We start from the raw sequence: 20,378 nt of genomic DNA, 5'->3' as shown, positions 1-20,378 counted from the left end.
TACGGGTGAACGGGAGGGTCGATACGATGCCCGACCTCAATGTCGTACGGGTCACGGGGGAGTGTCGTGTTCGGAATCGTGAGGCCCTGCAGCCACCGTCTCGGTGAGGGGCTCAAGACGCAGTGGATGGCGCATCTGTGCGGGCTCTGTCTCGCGCTGCGCGGGGACCACGGTCAGTTCGCGCGGGTGGTCACCAACTATGACGGCCTGCTGATATCGGTTCTGACGGAGGCTCAGGCCGAGCGGGCGACGGGATGGCGTCGCACGGCGGGCCCCTGTCCGCTGCGCGGCATGCGGACCGCCTCCGTCGCGCAGGGTGAGGGCGCGCGGCTCGCCGCCGCCGTCTCGCTGGTCCTCGCCTCGGCGAAGGTGCGCGACCATGTCGCCGACGGGGACGGGATCCTGGCGCGCAAGCCGGTCGCGTCGGCCGCGCGCCGGGTGGCCGCGAGCTGGGGCAGGGCCGGGGCGCGAACGGGAACCGCCGTCGGCTTCGACACGGCCGTGCTCGTCGACGCCGTGGACCGGCAGGTCGGGATCGAGGCGCTGGCCGGGCCGGGAACGCCGTTGCTGACCGTCACGGAACCCACCGAGACCGCCACCGCCGCCGCCTTCGCGTACACCGCCGTCCTCGCGGGCCGCCCCGGCAACGCCGCTCCGCTGGCCGAGGCCGGACGGCTCTTCGGACGGCTCGCTCATCTGCTGGACGCCGTGGAGGACAGGGAAACCGACGCCGCGTCAGGAGCCTGGAACCCCCTCTCCGCCACCGGGACCTCGCTCACCGAGGCCCGTCGGCTCGCCGATGACGCCCTGCACGGGATACGGCTCGCGCTGCGCGAGGCCGAGTTCACCGACGGCAGACTGGCGCATGTACTGCTCGCCCACGAACTGGGCCGCTCGGTGGACCGCGCGTTCGGGACGTCGGGGTGCGGGCACGCGGAGGACGGAGCACACGGACCGCACGGCTCCCTCGGCTCTCCCGGGTCCGGCCGTCTTCTCGACGCGCCGGGCTCCGCCGTCCTGCTCGGACCCGAGGGCTCCTTCGGTCCGCCCCGGCAGGGCGGGAATCCGTACACCGGTGGCGGCAACCCCTTCGGCGGCGGCCCTTCCGTCCAGCCTCCCAACCCCGGCAAGCGCGGATTCTGGGCCGGCTGCGCCGCCGCCGTCGGACTGTGCTGCACCTGCAAGATGTGCTGCGCCGATCAGTACGAGGGCCCGTGGTCGCGCAAGAAGCGCGAAGGATGCCTGAACAACTGCGACTGCGACTGCGGTTGCTGCGAGGCGTGCAAGTGCTGTGAGTGCTGCGAGTGCTGTGACTGCGGGTTGTGACGGGCGGAAAGGCGCATGGGGGGCGGTGCCGCAGACGGCTTCGTCCTCGCGCCCCGCGATGCCCTGCGGACCGGAGGAGTTCGCGGACCGGGTGATGGTGCCGCTCCAGGACCGCGGATCGTGCCGCACCGAATAACCGAATAGACGGGCATCGCGTCGCGCCCGCACCTCGACCTGGCCGAGCCGCTCGTGTGGAAGGGTTGATCACATGACGACGGACGCACCCGAGGACTGGAAGCACTGGCAGGAGCACCGCGTGGCGACGGTTTCGGCGCCGTACGGACCGCTCGCGCTCACCGGAACCCACTGGATCGAGGACTATCCGGAAGGGCGACTTCCGGACATCCCGGGGCATTGGGCCGTCAAGGGCGGCCAAGTGACCCTGACGGCTGCCGCCGAGGACGGGCTCACGGTCGACGGCGAGCCCTTCACCGGCGACATCGTGGTGGACGCCGACTACGGACCGGCCGGCGGAGCCCGGGTCGGACGCGGGGAGCGGCGGTTCGTCGTCCTGGCGCGCGAGGGGATGTGGGGCGTACGCGACTACGACCCCGACGCACCCGCCCGGAAAGCCTTCGCCGGCATCGAGGCGACCCCGTACGACGAGCGCTGGGCGGTGCCCGGACAGTTCACCCCGTACGGCGAGGGCCGTACCGTGCGCGTCGAGAACGCCGACGGGGTGACCCGCGGGCTCGCCCTCGGCGGAGTCCTCGCCTTCACCCTGGACGGGCAGGACATCACCCTCCAGGTGTCGGTCGAGAGCGACGGCACGCTGTGGGCCGTCTTCGCCGACACCACCAGCGGGGACAGCAGTTACCGCTTCCGGTTCCTGCGGCCCGCGGCGCCCGACGCCGAGGGGCGTACGACGGCGGACTTCAACCGGACCGTGCTTCCGCCGTGCGCGTTCGCCGACCATTTCGTCTGCCCGTTCCCGCCGCCCGGAAATACGCTGCGCGTGGCCGTCGCCGCGGGGGAGCGCCGATTGGCCCGAGGTCCCCGGGACTCCTGAAAACGCGCGGGAAATCCTGCGCCTTCAGTGGTCCGATGATCAACCTCCTTTGGATGAGGGCAAGTTGAACGCTGCACGGCCGAAAGGCGCCCTTGCGCCTGTCGGCCGCACAGCCGAATACTCCCCCTCAGCGCTTGTCAGGGGCATGGCTTGTTCGGAATCCGGACGGGCGGCTCCCGGCTGCGCCTCACGGGCCCCGACCCCACGACACGGGACCCCTTACTTCCCTTCGGAGGAACGAAACGTGAGGATCAAGCGCACCACCCCCCGCAGTGGCATCGCGAGACGGAGTCGGCTGATCGCCGTGACCACCGGACTCGTCGCCGCGGCAGCGTTCGCAATCCCCAGTGCGAACGCGTCCGACGTCCAGACCTTCAGCTCCACTCAGCTGAGCAGTGTCAACAAGTCGGTACTCCAGTCCGACATCGCGGGCACCGCCTGGGCGGTCGACGCCAAGACGAACCGTGTGGTCGTCACCGTCGACAGCACGGTCTCGAAAGCCGAGATCGCGCAGATCAAGAAGGACGCCGGCACCAACGCCGACGCCCTCACGATCAAGCACACCGCGGGCAAGTTCAACAAACTGATCGCCGGCGGCGACGCAATCTATGCGAGTAGCTGGCGCTGCTCGCTCGGCTTCAACGTCCAGGACAGCAGCGGGAACTACTACTTCCTGACCGCCGGTCACTGCACCGACGGCGCGGGCACCTGGTGGTCGAACTCCGGGCACACGACCACGCTCGGCACCACCGCCGGCTCCAGCTTCCCGACCAACGACTACGGCATCGTGCGCTACACGAACACGTCCGTCGCCAAGTCGGGCGCGGTCGGCAGCCAGGACATCACCAGCGCTGCCACGCCCTCCGTGGGTACCACCGTCTACCGTCGCGGCTCCACGACCGGCATCCACAGCGGCCGTGTCACCGCGCTCAACGCGACGGTCAACTACGGTTCCGGCGACATCGTCTACGGCATGATCCAGACCACGGTCTGCGCCGAGCCCGGTGACTCCGGCGGCTCGCTCTACGGCGGCACCGTCGCGTACGGTCTGACCTCCGGCGGCAGCGGCAACTGCACCTCCGGCGGTACGACGTTCTTCCAGCCCGTGACCGAGGCCCTCAGCGCCTACGGGGTCCACGTCTTCTGACCGGCGCGTACGACAACCCCCCACAGTCAGACCTGCGGTCAGCAGCAGGCGAGCCCCCGCACGCAACCAGCGTGCGGGGGCTCGCCCTTGCTCCGGTGACGGGTCTACCTTCGAAGCGCGCGCTCTGCACGCCCGGTGCGCCACGTCGGACCCTGGGGGGCCGTGATGGTCGAGGAACTGGTGGTGGCGGGAGTCTCCGTCGTGTCCGTGGGGCTGGTCTACACGATGGCCGCCGCCCGCGTCGTCAAACAGTACGAACGGGGCGTGGTGCTGCGGCTCGGCAGGCTGCGCTCCGAGGTCCGCGGCCCCGGCTTCACCATGGTCGTGCCGTTCGTGGACCGGCTGCGCAAGGTCAACATGCAGATCGTGACCCTGCCCATCCCGGCCCAGGAGGGCATCACCCGGGACAACGTCACGGTCCGCGTGGACGCGGTCGTCTACTTCAAGGTGGTGGACGCGGCGAATGCGATCATCCAGGTCGAGGACTACCGCTTCGCGGTCTCGCAGATGGCGCAGACCTCCCTCCGGTCGATCATCGGCAAGAGCGACCTGGACGATCTGCTCTCCAACCGCGAAAAGCTCAACCAGGGGCTGGAGTTGATGATCGACAGCCCGGCGATCGGCTGGGGCGTGCAGATCGACCGGGTCGAGATCAAGGACGTCTCGCTGCCCGAGACGATGAAACGGTCCATGGCCCGCCAGGCCGAGGCCGACCGCGAGCGCAGGGCCCGGATCATCAACGCGGACGCGGAACTTCAGGCGTCCAAGAAGCTCGCGGAGGCCGCCGGCGTGATGTCGGAACAGCCGGCCGCGCTCCAACTGCGGCTGCTCCAGACGGTGGTGGCCGTCGCGGCCGAGAAGAACTCCACCCTCGTCCTGCCCTTCCCGGTCGAACTGCTGCGCTTCCTGGAACGGGCCCAGTCGGGACAGCCGCCGACGGTTGCTCAGCCGCAGCCGCAGCCGCAGCCGCAGCCGCAGCCGCAGCCGGAGTCGGAGCGGACGCCGGGTGTGTCACCCGTGGTGGAACGGCAGCCCGGGGCCGAGCTCGAGTAGTCCGCCGCCGGGCGGAGCAACCGGTGCGGAAGCAACCGCCTTGCGGGAGAGCCTTCTTGGATGCGCCCCGCGCGAGGGCGATATCAAGACAGGGCCAGATCTCGTGAGCCGCTGCGGTGCGACGCGTGTTTCCGCGTTTGCTGTGCGAATCCACGGGGCGTGACCACGCACAGTCAGGACGTAGAAGGGGTACGGCTGTTGTCGTACAGGCGTCCTGAAGTCGACCTTGTGTGTTCCCTGTGCGTCTCGGAATAGTGGTCGAGGAACAACTGGCATGGACGCGACGGTACGGACTTTTCGTCGTGCCGGGCGCCCATGTCCGTACGCCTTCCGGTCCCGGAGGTCCCCACAACCTCCCGGACCGACCCCCCACAGGAGGACGTGAGTTGAAGCACCGACGTATGTCCAAGAGGCCTGCCCTCATCACGGGTGCGGGCATCGCCGCACTCGTCGCCGCCGGAGTCACCTTCCAGACTGCGAACGCGAGCGAGGCCCCGAAGAGCCGCGGGCCGCACACCCTCTCCGTCGCGGCGGCCGGAAAGCTCGCCTCAGCCCTCGGCGAGGACCTGGGCGCCGATGGCGCGGGAACGTACTACGACGCGAAGTCCCGGCACCTCGTCGTCAACGTGCTCGACGAGGCCGCGGCCAAGACCGTCACGGCGGCCGGAGCCAGGGCCAGGATCGTCGAGAACTCCCTCGCCGAGCTGTCCGGCGCCCGCACCACGCTCAAGAAGGACGCGAGCATCCCCGGTACGTCCTGGGCCACCGACCCGGAGACCAACCAGGTCGTCGTCACCGCCGACCGCACGGTCTCCGACGCCGAGTGGGCCAGACTTGCCAAGGTCGTCGACGGCCTCGGCGCCAAGGCCGAACTCAAGCGAACGAAGGGGGAGTTCAAGACCTTCATCGCCGGTGGTGACGCCATCAGCGGTTCCGGCGGGCGCTGTTCGCTCGGCTTCAACGTGGTCAAGGGCGGGCAGCCGTACTTCATCACCGCCGGGCACTGCACCGAGGCGATCTCCACCTGGTCGGACTCCGACGGCAAACAGATCGGCACGAACGAGCAGTCCAGCTTCCCCGACAACGACTTCGGCCTGGTCAAGTACACGGCGACCACGGACCACCCGAGCGAGGTCGACCTCTACAACGGCTCCACGCAGCCCATCACCAAGGCGGGCGACGCCACCGTCGGCATGAAGGTGACCCGCAGCGGCTCCACGACCCAGGTGCACGACGGCACGGTCAAGGGCCTGGACGCCACCGTGAACTACGGCAACGGCGATGTCGTCAACGGTCTCATCCAGACCGACGTCTGCGCCGAGCCCGGCGACAGCGGCGGCTCGCTCTTCTCCGGTGACACCGCGATAGGCCTCACCTCCGGCGGCAGCGGTGACTGCACCGCGGGCGGCGAGACCTTCTTCCAGCCGGTGCCCGAGGCGCTCTCGGCCTTCGGCGCCCAGATCGGCTGACCGGCTGACGGCCTTCCCGGTCAGGCCTCCCCCGGGAAGGCGGAGCCCCGCTCCCGCGCACGTCGCGGGGGCGGGGCTCCCGGGTTCTCCAGGCCGGGAGCCCCGGGCGGGAGGAACGCCGGCGCTCCTCCCGCATGCCCCGCGGTCCGAGCCGTCCGGTGTTCGCGCAGGTGGGACCGGGTCCCGACGGATATCGTGCAAGTGTTCGAGAGTTGGTGTGGTGGAGTGAGTAGCCGGGAACAAGTGTTCGAGAGTCGGTAAAGGCTCAGAGGTCGGGAGGTGTGCGTGCCGGGATTCGCGCATCTGTACACCGCCTCCGGGTTCTCCCTGCGGTACGGGGCCTCGCGCCCGGGCGCCTCGCCGAGCGGGGCATGGACGCCCTCGCGCTCACCGACCGGGACACCCTCGCGGGCTCGGTGGCGACGCCCTGCGCCTCGAAGCCGTCTGGCACGGCCGTCAAGGCACCGGCCCCGGCTCCCTGCGCCTCGCCGCCCGCATGGTCGGCTTCGCCGCCGAACAGCGTGTGCGTCCCGTGCTCAGCAACGCCGTCCGGTACGCCGACGCGGGCCTCGGCCCGGTCGCCGACGTCCTGGACGCCGCCCGCCGGCTCGTCCCCGTCGACCCCCGGCGCGAGCTGGACTCCGGCGAGGCCTGGCTCAAGGACGAGGCCGCCATGCCGGCCGCCGCCGAACGGATCGTCGAGGCGGCGGGCTGCTGACGCGACACCACGCACCGGCTGCTCGAACAGACGCGGGCCACCGTCGCCGCCTGCCGCGTCGACCCCGAGGACGACCTCGGCATCGGCGGCGTGCACTTCCCCGAACCGCGTCTCGTCGGCGCGGACCGGCACCGCGTACCGCATGTACGAGGCGCTGGGCCTCCAGCGTGCCCGGGTCCGTGTGATCGCCCTGCGCGCCGAGGGGCTGACCCCCGCGGCGCAGGCCTCCCGTCAGCTCACCTTCGACCCGGTCGACGAGAAGGTCCGCCGTATCGAGGAGGTCGCCGACCGGGCGCGGGCGAAGTTCGGCCCGCACGTGATCGGCCCGGGGACGCCGGCCGCGTGACGCCGTCCGGCGGTCGGCGTCCCCGGGGTGCCTAGTTCGCCCAGGGCGGTGTGAGGGTCGAGCCGTCGGCCAGTTCCGCCTGGAGGCCGATGGACGTGGTGACCCAGGAGAGCGCGGCCTCCTGGGTCGGGTTCTCGATGCCGAGGGTCGCGCCCGGGGTGATGATCACGGTGTCGCCCGCGGTGATCCGCTCGGTGCGGCCGTCGAGTGTGACCAGCAGTTCGCCGGAGAGGAGAAGGAAGATCTCCTCGCGGTTGACGGTGTGCACGGGGGCCTGATGCCCCGCGGGAATCTCCGCGCGCCAGGCGCACAGCTCCTTGCTGCCGCTGCGGGGAGCGGCGTACGAGACGAAACGGGCGCCGTGGATCTCGTGGGCGACGGCTTCGGACGAACGGACGACGGGCACGGTGCCTCCAGGATCGGTGAGCCGGCGGGGTCGCCGACTGCTGGAATGTGGTCAAGCGGCTTGACTACCTGTCTCGCGATTATGGTCAAGCGGCTTGACCGAATAGTCAAGGGTGTTTCAATGCGTGCGTGCAGAACTCCGAGGCCATGGCCCTGTCCGCCGCCCTGCTCGCCGCCGCCGGCGAGCTGACGCAACGTATCCACGAAGGCGTGGTCGCCCGGGGGTTCGAGGGGGTGCGGCCCGCGCACGGCTTCGCCTTCGCGCGGCTCGCTCCGGACGGAGCGACGGTCACCGACGTCGCCGCCCACCTGGGGGTCACCAAGCAGGCCGCCAGTCAGCTCGTCGAGGAGCTCGTCCGCAAGGGGTACGTGGAGCGGCGGCCGCACCCCGACGACGCGCGGGCCCGGCTCCTCGTGCTCACCGAGCTCGGATGGGCCTGCACCCGGGCGGCCGAAGAGGCGGCCGCGGACGCCGTACGGGCGTGGGCCGAAGTGCTGGGGGAGGGTGAAATGCGCGCGTTGCGCACGCGTTTGGCGAGCATCGCGCCCTACGGTCCCATCAGGCCCACCTGGTGACGTTCCGTCACCGGCGGCGGTCGTTCCGGCTATCACTGGAAGTTTTTACTGACGCGTAACTTCACACGTCTGCTACTCGCCCGTAACTTGACGAGTGAACAGCATCCTCGTGATCCGGATCACAGGGCGTAAACCCCCACAACTCCCTTGAGCCGCAAGGAGATCACCCGATGCTGCCCTGGAAGCGAGTGCTCAGACCCCTGGCCGCGCTGCTCCTGACCGCCACGGTCGCCGTCGTCCCCGCCGCCACAGCACAAGCTGATTCCGCCCCCAGCAGTGGCTGGAACAACTACTCCTGCAAGCCGTCCGCCACGCACCCGCGCCCCGTCGTCCTCGTCCACGGCACCTTCGGGAACTCCGTCGACAACTGGCTGGCCCTCGCCCCCTACCTGACCAGCCGCGGGTACTGCGTCTTCTCCCTCGACTACGGGCAGCTGCCCGGCGTCCCCTTCTTCAACGGCCTCGGCCCCATCGACAAGTCGGCCGCACAGCTCCAGGTCTTCGTAGACAAAGTGCTCGCCGCGACCGGCACCGCCAAGGTCGACGTGGTGGGCCACTCGCAGGGCGGCATGATGCCCCGCTACTACCTCAAGTTCCTCGGCGGAGCCGCCAAGGTGAACGCCCTCGTCGGTATCGCCCCCGACAACCACGGCACGTCCCTCAACGGACTCACCAAGCTGCTCCCGTACTTCCCGGGCGCGGAGGACCTGCTGTCCGCGGCGACTCCGGGACTTGCGGACCAGATCGCCGGCTCCGCGTTCCTGACCAAGCTCAACGCGGGTGGCGACACCGTCCCCGGCGTCCACTACACGGTCATCGCCACCAAGTACGACGAGGTGGTCACGCCGTACAGCTCCGGATTCCTGAGCGGATCCGACGTCCACAACGTCCTGTTGCAGAACCTGTGCGGGCTCGACCTCTCCGAGCACGTGGCCATCGGGATCTTCGACCGGATCGCGTACCACGAGGTGGCGAACGCGCTCGACCCGGCGCACGCGTCCACCACCACCTGCGCGTCGGTGTTCAGCTGACCGGCTCGGCGGACCACTCGTCCATGGTGGTCCGCCCGAGCACTCTGGCGTGATCGTCCGTCCGTCCGCGTCCCGCGTGTGCGGAACGCGGACGGCGGAGCACGCCGCCGGGGGCTGTCCGGCCTGAGCCGCCGGTCAGCCCCCGGAGTCGTCCGGCTCTCAGCGCCCGCGCCGGCTGCCCGGCGTCGCGCGCCGCCGCACCGAGGCGAACAGCGCCGCGGCACCGAGCGCGAGCGTGGCGGCACCGCCGATCGCGATGTACGAGGTGGAGGCGTCGCCGCCGGTCTCGGCGAGACTCCGAGCGGAACCGGCGGCTTCCGGCAGGTTCTCCGAGGAGTCCGAAGAGCCCGCGGAATCAGTGGAATTGGTGGAATCAGCGGTGGCCCCGGAGTCCTCGGCCGTCCCGGCCGACTTGGTGTCCTCGGCTGTCTTGGCGGTGTCCGTGCTCGCGGCCGGCTCCGCCGACGTACCGGCATCGTCGTCACCGTGGCCGTGGTGCTCCACGGTCGACTTGTCGCTGCCGTCCTCGATCTGCTTCTCGGACGGCGCCGAGGCGCTCGGTGCCGGGGCGCTGCCGCCGCCCGAGCCCTTGTCGCCACCTGTGCCCCCGAACGCCACATCGGAGCAGGAGTAGAAGGCTTCCGGGCTGTCCGAGCGCTGCCAGACCGCGTACAGGAGCTGCTTGCCGGAGCGCTCCGGGAGGGTGCCGGAGAACGTGTAGAAGCCGCCCGAGGCCGCCGGGTCGGTGGCCGTCGCGACCGGGTGCGCCAGGTCGAGGTCGCCCCAGGCCAGCGGCCGCGACGGGTCGTAGCCCGACTTCGTGACGTAGACCTTGAACGTGCCCTTGTGGGGGGCGGTCACCCGGTACTTGAAGGTGTACGAGCCACTGCTCACGCTCGTCGCGGGCCAGTCGGAGCGCGCCAGGTCGAGCCCCTTGAACTCGGCGTTGCCGGCGCTGCACAGTTTGCCGTCCGGGATCAGCTCCTGGTGCCGCCCGTTCGCGTCGCCGATACGGATGCCGTTCCAGTCGTAGAGCGCCTGGGTGCCGCCCGCCGAGACGGCCGCCTTGCAGGCATCCGACCGGGGGTTCTCCGGACCTTCCGCGTAACACTGGGACACCCGGCTCACCGGGTCCCCCATCGAGCCGTGCGCCGAGGCGGGCGCCGCGGCCAGCGCGGACAGGGCGAGCGGGGCGGCACCGAGGACGGCGACGCCGGCGGCCTTGCGGCGTGCGGACATGGGGAACTCCTCGAACGGTCCTGGTGCGTGGGGTGAGTCCCGCACGGCGCTCCGTGCGGGGGATCCCGTGGGGGGTGATCAGAAAGCTAGCCCCAAGAAGCCGTGGAATCGCCTGCTGGAGGCGGGTGACGGAGATCCTTATGGTGCCTTTAAGGCAGAGCTAACGGGGGGCTGAGGAAGGGCGTTCGGAGGGGGGGTGTCCCACCTGCCGGGTGCCGGTGCCGGGGTCGCTGAACGGTCCGTGGCCGTCCGCTCTCGCGCGCAGGTCACCGTGACAGCCGAGCGGTGGCCCGCACGGCTCGCACGGTGCTGTCTCCGGAGAGGCGGGGTGTTCTGCCGACGGCGACCCGTGGATTGGCCGGCCGGGCCGACGGGCACGGTTGATGGGGTGTCGCCTTGTAGGTCAATTGTCGAAGTCTGGTCTCGAAAGTCTGTTCTCGGAGGCAGTCGATGCAACCACGCCGTATCCGGAGACAAGAGGCTGTCGAGGTGTACCGGAACGCCTACGGAAGCCTGTACGACGACGCGGTCGTCTCTCCTGACGGGAAACCGGGGCACTATCTTCGATGGAAGTGGTCGACGCCGGGTGTTGTCGTTGTGCCTCGCTGGGCCGACACCGTCGCGCTCGTTCCCGCTTTCCGCTACCCGATCGGCGATCTGTCGTGGGAATTCCCGCGGGGAGGCCGGGAGTCCGGTGAGTCGGTCGAGGAAGCCGCGGCCCGGGAATTGAACGAAGAGACCGGCCTGACCGCGACCAGCACCAAACGTCTGGGCGTGCTCCACGCGGACACCGGCCTGATCGAGTCTTCCATCGAAGTGGTCGAGGCATTTGTGGCGACCCCTGAGTTCGGGAAGCGGTCACCGGAGGTCATGGAATCGGTGGAGGAACCGGTCTGGTTCAGCTCCGCCGAGTTGCGGAGAGCCTTCACGGAGCAGCGAGTACGGTGTGCGATCACCATCGCCGCCGCCGCACTGGCTTGGTCACGGGAGCCCTAGCGGACGGTCACTTCATTCGGGGGGTTCCGTCGGACTGACGATCCGCAGCAGCTTCTCATGCTCGGGGAGCTGCTTCTCGAGCCGCCAGGCGTTCTTGAGCCTTTCGGATTCCTTCTTCAGTTTCCTCTCCTTCTTGTCCTGGGCGATGTCGAAGGGCATGGAGAGGAGATTGAGCATGAGCGAAGCAGGGTTGAAGCCGGAACTTATCAATCCGATCAGGGTGTCGAGGGAACCGGTGGCAACGGAGGATGCCGAGACGTGGAGCCTGGCTTTGACCCGCTCGTCCCGGACAGCGGCCAGAGCGTCGGCGTCGAGGCCCCGGAAGGCGGCGACTGCGGCTTCCTGGAGGTGCATGCAGAAGTCTTCGACGCCGTCCCTCAGTGCGTCGGTGTCCACCGGTCGGCCGCTGTGAGCCTTCGCGAATTGATCGACGACCACTTTCCGGGATGCGAGCCCGACGGCTTCGTTGACCACGCCCGCGGGGAGGCGCGCCAGCACGTAGGGGTTCAGTGCGTAGCCAGGCAGGGTCAATTCGCCCTGGAGGGCGTCCCCTTGCAGCGCGACCGTGGACGGCGTGCGCACGGCACCCCATGCCACGGGTATCTCCAGTGCGGCGGGCAGTGAAGTTCTGAAGGACCAGTTCGCCGACCGCTCGACGGCTTCCAGCGCGACTTCGGAGCTCTCCCCGTGGGCCGCTCGCCGCTCCGCGATCCATCCGCGCAGGGAGTTGTAGTAAAGCGGATCCTGACCGTGGATCCATTCCACCGCGGCGCGCAGGGTCCGGGAATAGGAGTCGTCGGGCGGTCCGATCAGATCGGTCAGACGATCCGCAGTCCTCCGCTTGAAGCGCGCGCTCACCTCGTTCACCGAGTACGGAGCGAGATGCCCTTCGGTGATCTCGTCCATGAGCTCGGCGTATTCCTCGGTCGGAACATCGACGACATTGCGCGCCTTGTGTTCGTCCCGGATCTCACGAAAGGAACCCGCCGAGTCGCGTCGCACGATGACCAGCATGCCCGAGCTGATCAATTCGGCGAGATCCGCACGCCATTCGGGGGTCGACGGGGTCTGCCCGTCGAGGAGTGAGCGTAATGCCACGTTGTGGAGCACCTGAGAATCGGTGATGACCAGCCGCTCGGCGAAGAGAGCGTTCTGTACTATCCGCGCGCGTAGTCCTCCGGGGTCGGTGACGGTGCTGCCATGATGTTCCGTCTCGCTCAGAAAGACGTGGGTGCTGTTTCCCGCAGCAGGGGACACGGTTCCTCCACCGGTGGCGTTTTCGAGCGCACCTGAGGAAGGTCCGCTCGCGTCCTTTGCGGCGACACTATCGGCACTGGCACATCGCCCTCCAGCCGTCGCGGCTGAGGAGCTTCGGGGCGGCGTTCGGTATACAGGGGGTGTACGTGACTGCGATCAGGTAAGTGGGTGCGGGCATGGCGGAGACGTCGGGCGAATTCGGGGAGACGGCCGAGGGGTTCGGGGTACGGCGTGCCGGCGCCGGGGACGTGCCCGTCGTGAAAGCCGTGATCGACGCCGCCTTCCAGCCCTACGTGGAGCGCATCGGGCTCGTGCCGGTGCCCATGGAAGCGGACCACGCGGCGAACGTGGCCACGGGACGGGTGTTCGTCACGGGCGAGCCGGTCCTCGGGCTCGTGGTCGTCGAGGAGCGCCCGGACCATCTGTACCTCGACATCATCGCGGTCCGGCCCGATGCCCACGGCCAGGGCATCGGGGGCCGGCTGCTGCGCTTCGTCGAGGCACACGCGCGGGCGCTCGGGCTGGACGAGATCAGGCTCTACACCAACGCCATGATGTGGGAGAACCAGAAGATCTATCCGCGATACGGGTACGAGGTCGCCGAGCGGCGCGCCGACGGGCCGTACGACCGGATCCACTACCGCAAGCGGCTGGCCTGACGGTCTGACGGGATCCACGGTGAGCGGTCGGCAGGCCTTCACCTCGTGCCGACCGCGGGGCTTCACCGCCCGCCGTTGATCCGGCGGAACGCGTGCCGTGCCCGGCGCGCCGGCTCAGCCGTCCGGCCACCAGGTGCGCGCGATGTCCTTCCGGACCTCCGGACGCTCGGCGGGGCGCTCGTCGGGCTCGTCCCGTACACGGCGGGAGTCCGACTTCCTCAGGGGCTTCTGCACGGTCACACGGCGCATGGCTGCCTCCTCGTGTCTACCGGATTCCGCGGTTGTACGGAGGTAGACCGTTTCGGGGAGAGTTCCTCATCGGTCGCGAAATGTCTGTGGCGCGGGTCACTCGTCGGCCGTCCGTGATGGGCTCGGGCCGATTGTCAGTGGTGGGTGACATCGTGGAACGCATGGTGAGCGACGGCGGTACGAATACACGGGCGGGCGTCGACTGGGACGCGGAATCCGGCACGTTCGACGAGGAGCCCGACCACGGGCTGCGCGATCCCGAGGTCCGTGGTGCCTGGGTCGCCCGGATGCGGGACTGGCTGCCCGAGACGTCCGGTGACCTGCTCGACGTGGGCTGCGGCACCGGCAGCCTGTCGCTCATAGCGTCCGAGCAGGGCCACCGGGTCACCGGGGTCGACCTCGCCCCGGGCATGATCGACCAGGCACGCGCCAAGCTGGCCGGGCGGGACGCGGTCTTCCTCGTCGGCGACGCGGTGGCGCCGCCCGTCGGGGAGCAGCGCTTCGACGTCCTGCTCAGCCGCCATGTGCTGTGGACGCTGCCCGACCCCGGGCGGGTGCTGCGGCACTGGCGCGGGCTGCTGCGCCCGGGAGGAAGGCTGGTGCTCGTCGAGGGAGTGTGGGGGACCGTGAGCCCGGTCGGTATATCCGCCGAGCGGATGGCCACCCTGCTCCGGCCGCTGCTGTCCGACCCCGCCGACCTGCGGGTGGCCCCGCTGTCGGCCGACGCGCGGCTGTGGGGCCGCGACGTCGAGGACGAGCGGTACGCGGTGGTGGCCCGCTTCTGAGCAGCGCCGCTCATGGAGCAGCGCCGCTCATGGAGCAGCGCCGCTCATGGAGCAGCGCCGCTCATGGAGCAGCGCCGCTCATCGAGCGGGGCTGGTCATCGAGCGGAGCCAGTCACCGAGTGGCGCGTCCGGCGGTGTCGTCGGCTACGCCAGCAGCGCCTCGAAGCCGCCCTCGCGAGCCAGGTGTTCGAGGTCGTCCAGGGCTTTCTCGGCGGCGGCCGCGGCGGCCGGGTCGGTGGTCGCCAGGCCGCTCTCCGCGAACTCGTCCTCGTCCAGGCGCCGTACGTCCGTGCCGTCGGCCGATCGCCACAGGTCGAGGTCGAGATCCTCGACGACCAGCCGGCCGCCGGAGAGGGTGGCCGGACGGGTGATGTCGCAGTACCAGCCCTTGCGCTCACCCGCGGCGCCCTGGACCTCCTTCACCGAGTACCAGCGGTCCCGCCAGTAGTACTCGGTGAAGACATCACCCTTCTCGAACTGTACGAAGCCGAAGTCACGGACGCCGTCTCCCGCCCAGGGGGCGCGCACGACCACCCGGGTGCCGTCGTCGGCGAGCAGCTCGGCCGGGTAACTGATCTTCGTACGGCCTGCCTTGACGAGCACGATCTCCAACGTGCCGGGCGTGTCAGCCGAGGTCACGGACATACCTCACCTCCGTTGCGCAGATTTCATAGCCGAACCATGTGTTGATCGCCAGCATCGGGCCGTTGCCGGCGTCGTTGCCCGTGAACGCGTCCGTGAACCCGGCCGCGCGGGCCCGGTGCAGGGAGTGGTTCTTGGCGAGTTTGGCCAGACCCCGGCCCCGGAAGGCGCGGCCGGTGCCCGTCATCGCGGTGCCGTAGCGGGTGCCGCCGTCGGTGCGGGCCGCGCTGAACGCCGCCGGGCGGCCGTCGACGAGCGCTACGGACGTGAGTTCAAGGTTCAGGAGAGGGTGGTGCCAGGTCTCCGTCAGCCAGGCGTCGTAGTCCGTGAACTCGTGCTCGATGTCGCTCGGTTCGTCGAGGCTTGCCTCCGCGTCCAGCCGGAACAGTGGCCGGGGGTCGTCCGCGAAGTCCGCTCCGGTCCGCAACTCCACACCGTCCGGCGGGGACTGGAGCGGGGGCAGGGTGCCGTTCGCCAGGTCGAGGCGGAGGAAGTGCGCCGAGCGGGCGGCGCGATAGCCCCGCTTCTCGGCGAAGGCGCGGTTCTCGGGTGTGTCCAGCACCCAGGCGTGCAGTCGGGTCGCGCCCAGGGCGGCCAGCTGCTCCTCGGCGGTGCGGGCCAGCAGCGAACCCGCGCCGCGTCCCGTCCGTTCCGGGTGCACGTAGATGTTGAGGTTTCCCTGGCCGGGCTCGGGGCTGTCGTGGACGAGGAGCACCTGCGCGGTGCCGATCAGTTCCCCGTCCTCCTCGGCCACCAACGGCCGGTAGTGGGAGTCCGGATGCGCCCGCTCCAGGTCGTAGGCGACGGACTCGGGGGTGAAGAGCATGAACGGGAGGGCCTGGCGGCGAACGCGCGCGAAGCCCGCGGCGTCCACCGGGTCTCCGTGCCGCAGTTCGCGAACGATCACGGTCATGTGATCGCACGTTACGCGGGCGCAGCGTGCGGGTGCCTCTCATTTTCGTGCTGGTACGGGACAATCACCGCGTGACCCTGAAGATCCGCATCACAGAGGGGGCCGCGCCGTACGAGCAGGTGCGCGCCCAGATTTCCGAGCAGGCCCGGTCCGGAGCGCTGCCGGTCGGCCACAAGCTGCCCACGGTACGGGGGCTGGCCGAGTCGCTCGGCCTCGCGGCCAACACCGTCGCCAAGGCCTACCGGGCCCTGGAGTCGGACGGGGTGATCGAGACGCGGGGCCGCAACGGCACGTTCGTGGCGGCCGCCGGGGACGCCGCGTCCCGCGAGGCGGCGTCGGCCGCGCAGGCCTACGCCGAGCGCGCGCGACGGCTCGGCCTGACGGAGGACGCCGCCCTGGCCGCCGTACGAGACGCACTGCGGGCGGCCTTCGAGGACGTCTCCTAGCGCCGCAGGGGGCGACGGTCGGATCGGGCCGGTTACAGGTACAGCCCCGCGTCCGCGCCCTCGCGTTGGTCCGGGACGGATGTCGGGGTCGTCCCGCGGCGCAGCGCGTACAGCTCCGCGAGGGTCGCACCCTCGCGCGAGACGCCTTCCTCGGTGCCCAGCCAGCCCACCGCCTCGCGGCGGGTGAGCGGCCCGACCTCGATGCGGGCGAGGCAGCGGCCGGGGCGGACGACGGCGGGGTGGAGGCGCTCCAGGTCCTCGTTGGTCGTGACGCCCACGAGGACGTTGCGGCCCTGGCCGAGCAGTCCGTCGGTGAGGTTGAGCAGCCGGGACAGGGCCTGGCCCGCCGTGTGCTTCGCCTCGCCGCGGATCAGTTCGTCGCAGTCCTCCAGCAGGAGGAGCCGCCAGCGGCCCTTGCCGGTGCCGTCCTCCTCGCCGATCGCGATGTCCATCAGATAGCCGACGTCGGAGAAGAGGCGTTCGGGGTCCAGCACGCAGTCCACCTGGCACCAGTCGCGCCAGGAACGGGCCAGCGTGCGCAGGGCGGAGGTCTTGCCGGTGCCGGGCGGCCCGTGGAGCAGCAGCAGCCGGCCCGCGATGCCCTCCGGGGTCGTCTTCATCAGGTGGTCCATGGCGTCCGCCACCGGCGCCGTGTAGTTGGGGCGGATCTCCTCCCAGGTGCCCGCGGAGATCTGCCGGGTCGTGCGGTGCGGTCCCCGGCGCGGCGACACGTACCAGAAGCCCATCGTGACGTTCTCCGGCTGCGGTTCGGGTTCGTCCGCCGCGCCGTCCGTGGCCTGCTTCAGCACCTTCTCGGCGAGCTCGACGCTGGTCGCGGTCACCGTGACGTCGGCACCGCGGTTCCAGCGGGACACCAGCAGGGTCCAGCCGTCGCCCTCGGCGAGGGTGGCGCTGCGGTCGTCGTCGCGCGCGGAGCGCAGCACCCGGGCGCCCGGCGGGAGCAGAGTGGCCCCGGACCGTACGCGGTCGATGTTCGCCGCGTGCGAGTGCGGCTGCTCGCCCGTCGCGAAGCGGCCGAGGAACAGCGCGTCGACGACGTCCGACGGCGAGTCGCTGTCGTCGACGTTGAGCCTGATCGGCAGAGCGTCGTGTGGGTTCGCAGACATGTCGCCATGATCTGTCACAAGGGCGCCCTGTGCACCCGGTTTCCGCGGTGCGTCGTATGTGTCGCGCTCGGTCCCGCCCTTCCGGTGTATCCCCTCCCGCTGCTGCGGGGCCGTCCTGTTGCGGGACTGCGGTGCGACGGGATCCGTCCCACGGCCGGTTCCCCCGGTGCCGTGGACCACGGCGTGAATGCAACTTCCCATCAAACCAGGGGCGTTACTGCTTCGCCGTGCGGGACGGCCGCCGTTTCCATTGAGAACTCGGGGAGTTGACGAGCCGTCGGCCCGAGTCATCCGGCTGTCATCCGACCGTCATGGACATGTAGCGAAATATGTGATGAACGGGGGCGGATCGGCTGGTTGATGCGTTAAGAGTCTTGGCATGGACACTTCCTGTCAACATGCGTAGCTGCTACCAAAGTTGTGGCAGAGATCCTGCTAAAGGGAGGTTCCATGAGACGTCCCAGATTTTCGGCATACATGACCTCACTCCTCCTGGCCGTCGGCCTCGCCCTCACCGGGGCGGCCGCGGCGCAGGCGCAAACCGCGGCCGCCACCGGCTATGTGGCGCTCGGTGACTCCTATTCCTCCGGCGTCGGCGCGGGCAGCTACATCAGCTCGAGCGGCTCCTGCAACCGCAGCACGAAGGCGTACCCCTATCTCTGGAACGCCGCGCATTCACCCTCGTCGTTCGACTTCACCGCCTGCTCGGGCGCTCGTACGGGTGATGTCCTGGCGAACCAGCTCGGCCCGCTCAGCTCCTCCACGGGCCTCGTCTCGATCACCATCGGCGGCAACGACGCCGGCTTCTCGGACGTCATGACGACCTGCGTCCTGCAGTCCGAGAGCAACTGCCTCGCACGCATCGCCACGGCGAAGGCGTACGTCGACTCCACGCTCCCCGGCAAGCTCGACTCGGTCTACTCGGCGATCAGCGCGAAAGCCCCGGCCGGGCATGTGGTCGTCATCGGCTACCCCCGCTTCTACAAGCTCAACGGCAGCTGCCTGACCGGACTTTCGGAGAACGAACGGTCCGCCATCAACGGCGCCGCCGACTATCTGGACAGCGCGATCTCCGCTCGCGCCGGCGCACACGGCTTCACGTTCGCCGACGTCAGGGGCACCTTCACCGGCCACGAGATCTGCTCCGGCAGCGCTTGGCTGCACAGCCTGAACTGGCTCGACATCGGCGTGTCGTACCACCCGACCGCGAGCGGCCACTCCGGCGGCTACCTGCCGGCCTTCTCCGGAGCCGTCTGACCTCCGGGCCCCCACCCCGGAAACCCTTCGAGAGAACACCCGTCCCGGCGGGGCGAACGTCCGCCCCGCCGGGACATCGCCCGCCCTGTCAGGGGGATGCGGACACGGACGCGGAGGCCCCGTCCGTCGGGGTCTCCGTCACACACGTGATGGTGAACGGGACGGAGTCGGAGGTCACGCGCACCGGGCTGCGCACCTCCACGCTGATCGAGTTGGCGAACTCCCCGCTCGTGTCGTACGTCGTCGCCACCACCGTCTTCTGCTGCGTTCTGCCGCCGTTCGCGGGGAACGACAGCGTCTTCCAGCCCGGATCGGTCACCTCGCCCGTCTTCGTCACCCAGCGGTACTCGACGTCCACCGGGACACGGCCCACCGTGAACGTCGCCGTGAACGAGGGAGCCTGGGCGGCGGGCGGCGGACAGCTGCCCCGGTAGTCGCTGTGATGCCCCGAGAGCGTCACGTGGACGGACTGCGCGGGCGGCGCGGTGGTCGAACTCCCGCCCGCGGGAGCGCTGCTGGAGGGACTCTCGCCGCCGGTCGCACCGGCGGTGGCGTTCTCGCTCTTCTGGCCGCCCGAGGTCCCGCCGCCGTCGGTGGTGCCCCCGCTGCTGCTGTTCCCCCGCCCGGTGTTCCCGCCGTCGCCGTTGTCCTGGTTCAGCAGGGCGTACGTCAGCCCGCCGAGGGCGAGTGCCAGCGCGACCAGTCCCGCGATGATGGCGACGGCCGCCCGGCGGTTGCGGTCGGGCTCCGGTGCGGGAGTGGCCGAGGGCAGGGTCGCGGGAGGCGGACCGAACCCCTGGGGCGGTGTCGCGGAGGACGGCGCCGGCAGTCCGAACGCCCCGATCGTCGGTGCCTCGGAAGAGCGGGTCCCGGCGCCCATGGGACGCGTGGGCGCGCTACCGCCCGCCGCGACCACGCGCAGCTCGTGTTCGGCCGACCCGGCGCTCGTCCGTTCGGCAGGGTCCTTGGCGAGCAGCCCCTCGATGACGGGCGCGAGCGGGCCCGCGCGACGGGTCGGCGGCAGGGGTTCGTCGACGATGGCCCGCAGGGTGCTCAGCGGAGTGGGCTGCCGGAAGGGCGAGTTGCCCTCGACCGCCGCGTACAGCAGTACGCCGAGCGACCACAGATCCGACTCGGGTCCGGGGGTACGTCCCAACGCCCGCTCCGGGGCGAGGAATTCCGGCGATCCGATGACCTCGCCCGTCATGGTCAGGGCGGAGCTGCCCTCGACCGTCGCGATGCCGAAGTCCGTCAGGACGACCCGTCCGTCGTTCGCCATCAGCACGTTGCCCGGTTTGACGTCCCGGTGCAGGACCCCCGCCTCGTGCGCGGCGCGCAGCGCGGCGAGTACCTCGGCGCCGATGTGGGCGGCGCGCTGTGGGTCCAACGGCCCCTCGGCGTCCAGCAGATCGGAGAGGGCGATGCCGCGGACCAGCTCCATCACGATCCAGGGCCGACCGTCCTCCATGGCCACGTCGTACACCGTCACGACATTGCGGTGGGAGATACGGGCCGCAGCCCACGCCTCCCGCTCCAGACGCGCGTACATCCGCTCGATCTCGGACTCGAGAAGCCCGGCCGGGGCGCGGACCTCCTTCACGGCGACCTCGCGTTGCAGCACTTCGTCGCGAGCGCGCCACACCGTGCCCATACCGCCTTCGCCCAAGGGCGAGAGCAGCCGGTAGCGCCCCGCGATCACACGTTCACTGCCCGGATCTTCGGACACGT

The 20,378-nt window shown here is 70.1% G+C and carries 20 protein-coding genes and 2 pseudogenes; 14 read left to right on the top strand and 8 right to left on the bottom strand.

All coding sequences use genetic code 11. The features are described 5' to 3' along the window. Window positions 1–66: 66 nt before the first annotated feature. The 7 genes and pseudogenes from OG410_RS10255 to OG410_RS10225 all read left to right on the top strand — a co-directional run. Window positions 67–1,326 (top strand): DUF5685 family protein, encoded by a 1,260-nt coding sequence (locus OG410_RS10255; RefSeq protein WP_329298832.1) that lies wholly within the window; start codon window positions 67–69, stop codon window positions 1,324–1,326. Window positions 1,327–1,534: 208 nt separating this feature from the next. Further along, complete coding sequence (locus OG410_RS10250) at window positions 1,535–2,335, top strand: DUF1684 domain-containing protein (protein ID WP_329298831.1); 801 nt, start codon at window positions 1,535–1,537, stop codon at window positions 2,333–2,335. A gap of 244 nt (window positions 2,336–2,579) precedes the next feature. Next, window positions 2,580–3,482, top strand: coding sequence for a S1 family peptidase (locus tag OG410_RS10245; protein ID WP_329298830.1), 903 nt, complete (start codon window positions 2,580–2,582; stop codon window positions 3,480–3,482). Window positions 3,483–3,647: 165 nt separating this feature from the next. After that, complete coding sequence (locus OG410_RS10240) at window positions 3,648–4,535, top strand: slipin family protein (protein WP_329304077.1); 888 nt, start codon at window positions 3,648–3,650, stop codon at window positions 4,533–4,535. Window positions 4,536–4,921: 386 nt separating this feature from the next. Beyond that, a complete protein-coding gene (locus tag OG410_RS10235) occupies window positions 4,922–6,004 on the top strand; it encodes a S1 family peptidase (RefSeq protein WP_329298829.1) in 1,083 nt (360 codons plus the stop codon). Window positions 6,005–6,371: 367 nt separating this feature from the next. Next, window positions 6,372–6,851: pseudogene (locus OG410_RS10230) on the top strand (DNA polymerase III subunit alpha); the annotation flags it as partial. Beyond that, window positions 6,835–7,068: pseudogene (locus OG410_RS10225) on the top strand (hypothetical protein); the annotation flags it as partial. The pseudogenes OG410_RS10230 and OG410_RS10225, both read left to right, overlap by 17 nt. A 31-nt stretch (window positions 7,069–7,099) precedes the next feature. Here the strand turns inward: OG410_RS10225 and OG410_RS10220 are convergent. Further along, complete coding sequence (locus OG410_RS10220; protein WP_329298828.1) at window positions 7,100–7,474, bottom strand: cupin domain-containing protein; 375 nt, start codon at window positions 7,472–7,474, stop codon at window positions 7,100–7,102. Window positions 7,475–7,602: 128 nt separating this feature from the next. Between OG410_RS10220 and OG410_RS10215 the strand changes: the two genes are divergently transcribed. Then, entirely contained in the window at window positions 7,603–8,049 is a 447-nt protein-coding gene (locus tag OG410_RS10215) for a MarR family winged helix-turn-helix transcriptional regulator (protein WP_326788671.1), read from the top strand. 170 nt (window positions 8,050–8,219) lie between these two features. Next, window positions 8,220–9,080 (top strand): esterase/lipase family protein, encoded by an 861-nt coding sequence (locus tag OG410_RS10210; protein WP_329298827.1) that lies wholly within the window; start codon window positions 8,220–8,222, stop codon window positions 9,078–9,080. Window positions 9,081–9,239: 159 nt separating this feature from the next. On the opposite strand, the gene OG410_RS10205 is transcribed toward OG410_RS10210, so the two are convergent. Then, window positions 9,240–10,319, bottom strand: coding sequence for a lytic polysaccharide monooxygenase auxiliary activity family 9 protein (locus OG410_RS10205; RefSeq protein ID WP_329298826.1), 1,080 nt, complete (start codon window positions 10,317–10,319; stop codon window positions 9,240–9,242). Between the two features lie 489 nt (window positions 10,320–10,808). Between OG410_RS10205 and OG410_RS10200 the strand changes: the two genes are divergently transcribed. Further along, window positions 10,809–11,315, top strand: a complete 507-nt coding sequence (locus OG410_RS10200; protein ID WP_329298825.1) for an NUDIX hydrolase — start codon at window positions 10,809–10,811, stop codon at window positions 11,313–11,315. 12 nt (window positions 11,316–11,327) lie between these two features. Here OG410_RS10200 and OG410_RS10195 read toward each other — a convergent pair whose 3' ends face one another. Continuing rightward, window positions 11,328–12,572: a hypothetical protein gene (locus OG410_RS10195; protein WP_329298824.1), complete on the bottom strand. Its 1,245-nt coding sequence runs from the start codon at window positions 12,570–12,572 to the stop codon at window positions 11,328–11,330. Window positions 12,573–12,748: 176 nt separating this feature from the next. Here OG410_RS10195 and OG410_RS10190 point away from each other — a divergent pair, with 176 nt between their 5' ends. Then, on the top strand, window positions 12,749–13,231 hold the full coding sequence (locus tag OG410_RS10190; protein ID WP_329298823.1) for a GNAT family N-acetyltransferase: 483 nt from the start codon (window positions 12,749–12,751) through the stop codon (window positions 13,229–13,231). A gap of 114 nt (window positions 13,232–13,345) precedes the next feature. Here the strand turns inward: OG410_RS10190 and OG410_RS10185 are convergent, their stop codons facing one another. Beyond that, window positions 13,346–13,480, bottom strand: a complete 135-nt coding sequence (locus OG410_RS10185) for a hypothetical protein (RefSeq protein WP_263974428.1) — start codon at window positions 13,478–13,480, stop codon at window positions 13,346–13,348. 161 nt (window positions 13,481–13,641) lie between these two features. On the opposite strand from OG410_RS10185, the gene OG410_RS10180 reads away from it, so the two are divergent. Further along, window positions 13,642–14,265, top strand: a complete 624-nt coding sequence (locus OG410_RS10180; RefSeq protein ID WP_329304076.1) for a class I SAM-dependent methyltransferase — start codon at window positions 13,642–13,644, stop codon at window positions 14,263–14,265. A gap of 144 nt (window positions 14,266–14,409) precedes the next feature. Here the strand turns inward: OG410_RS10180 and OG410_RS10175 are convergent, their stop codons facing one another. Together OG410_RS10175 and OG410_RS10170 are read right to left on the bottom strand one after the other, a co-directional pair. Further along, on the bottom strand, window positions 14,410–14,910 hold the full coding sequence (locus tag OG410_RS10175; protein ID WP_329298822.1) for a DUF402 domain-containing protein: 501 nt from the start codon (window positions 14,908–14,910) through the stop codon (window positions 14,410–14,412). Continuing rightward, on the bottom strand, window positions 14,891–15,820 hold the full coding sequence (locus OG410_RS10170) for a GNAT family N-acetyltransferase (protein ID WP_329298821.1): 930 nt from the start codon (window positions 15,818–15,820) through the stop codon (window positions 14,891–14,893). Before OG410_RS10170 ends, OG410_RS10175 begins: the two co-directional genes overlap by 20 nt. A gap of 71 nt (window positions 15,821–15,891) precedes the next feature. Between OG410_RS10170 and OG410_RS10165 the strand changes: the two genes are divergently transcribed. After that, window positions 15,892–16,266, top strand: a complete 375-nt coding sequence (locus tag OG410_RS10165; protein ID WP_329298820.1) for a GntR family transcriptional regulator — start codon at window positions 15,892–15,894, stop codon at window positions 16,264–16,266. Between the two features lie 32 nt (window positions 16,267–16,298). Here the strand turns inward: OG410_RS10165 and OG410_RS10160 are convergent, their stop codons facing one another. After that, a complete protein-coding gene (locus OG410_RS10160; protein ID WP_326788681.1) occupies window positions 16,299–17,393 on the bottom strand; it encodes a DUF5925 domain-containing protein in 1,095 nt (364 codons plus the stop codon). Window positions 17,394–17,843: 450 nt separating this feature from the next. Between OG410_RS10160 and OG410_RS10155 the strand changes: the two genes are divergently transcribed. Next, window positions 17,844–18,650 (top strand): SGNH/GDSL hydrolase family protein, encoded by an 807-nt coding sequence (locus OG410_RS10155; protein ID WP_329298819.1) that lies wholly within the window; start codon window positions 17,844–17,846, stop codon window positions 18,648–18,650. A gap of 88 nt (window positions 18,651–18,738) precedes the next feature. Here OG410_RS10155 and OG410_RS10150 read toward each other — a convergent pair whose 3' ends face one another. Continuing rightward, window positions 18,739–20,376 (bottom strand): serine/threonine-protein kinase, encoded by a 1,638-nt coding sequence (locus OG410_RS10150; protein WP_329298818.1) that lies wholly within the window; start codon window positions 20,374–20,376, stop codon window positions 18,739–18,741. Window positions 20,377–20,378: the final 2 nt, after the last annotated feature.

Source organism: Streptomyces sp. NBC_00659 (genome assembly GCF_036226925.1).
Taxonomy (GTDB): Bacteria; Actinomycetota; Actinomycetes; order Streptomycetales; family Streptomycetaceae; genus Streptomyces.
The sequence above is the reverse complement of the archived record's forward strand: the minus strand, read 5'-3'. Positions and strand labels throughout refer to the sequence as shown.

Bases quoted from the DNA above. Each gene is read 5' to 3' on its own strand.
- OG410_RS10250 (WP_329298831.1), top strand. From the start codon at position 1,535: ATGACGACGGACGCACCCGAGGACTGGAAGCACTGGCAGGAGCACCGC.
- OG410_RS10240 (WP_329304077.1), top strand. From the start codon at position 3,648: ATGGTCGAGGAACTGGTGGTGGCGGGAGTCTCCGTCGTGTCCGTGGGG.
- OG410_RS10210 (WP_329298827.1), top strand. From the start codon at position 8,220: ATGCTGCCCTGGAAGCGAGTGCTCAGACCCCTGGCCGCGCTGCTCCTG.
- OG410_RS10205 (WP_329298826.1), bottom strand. From the start codon at position 10,319: ATGTCCGCACGCCGCAAGGCCGCCGGCGTCGCCGTCCTCGGTGCCGCC.
- OG410_RS10190 (WP_329298823.1), top strand. From the start codon at position 12,749: ATGGCGGAGACGTCGGGCGAATTCGGGGAGACGGCCGAGGGGTTCGGG.
- OG410_RS10185 (WP_263974428.1), bottom strand. From the start codon at position 13,480: ATGCGCCGTGTGACCGTGCAGAAGCCCCTGAGGAAGTCGGACTCCCGC.
- OG410_RS10180 (WP_329304076.1), top strand. From the start codon at position 13,642: ATGGTGAGCGACGGCGGTACGAATACACGGGCGGGCGTCGACTGGGAC.
- OG410_RS10175 (WP_329298822.1), bottom strand. From the start codon at position 14,910: ATGTCCGTGACCTCGGCTGACACGCCCGGCACGTTGGAGATCGTGCTC.
- OG410_RS10170 (WP_329298821.1), bottom strand. From the start codon at position 15,820: ATGACCGTGATCGTTCGCGAACTGCGGCACGGAGACCCGGTGGACGCC.
- OG410_RS10160 (WP_326788681.1), bottom strand. From the start codon at position 17,393: ATGTCTGCGAACCCACACGACGCTCTGCCGATCAGGCTCAACGTCGAC.
- OG410_RS10155 (WP_329298819.1), top strand. From the start codon at position 17,844: ATGAGACGTCCCAGATTTTCGGCATACATGACCTCACTCCTCCTGGCC.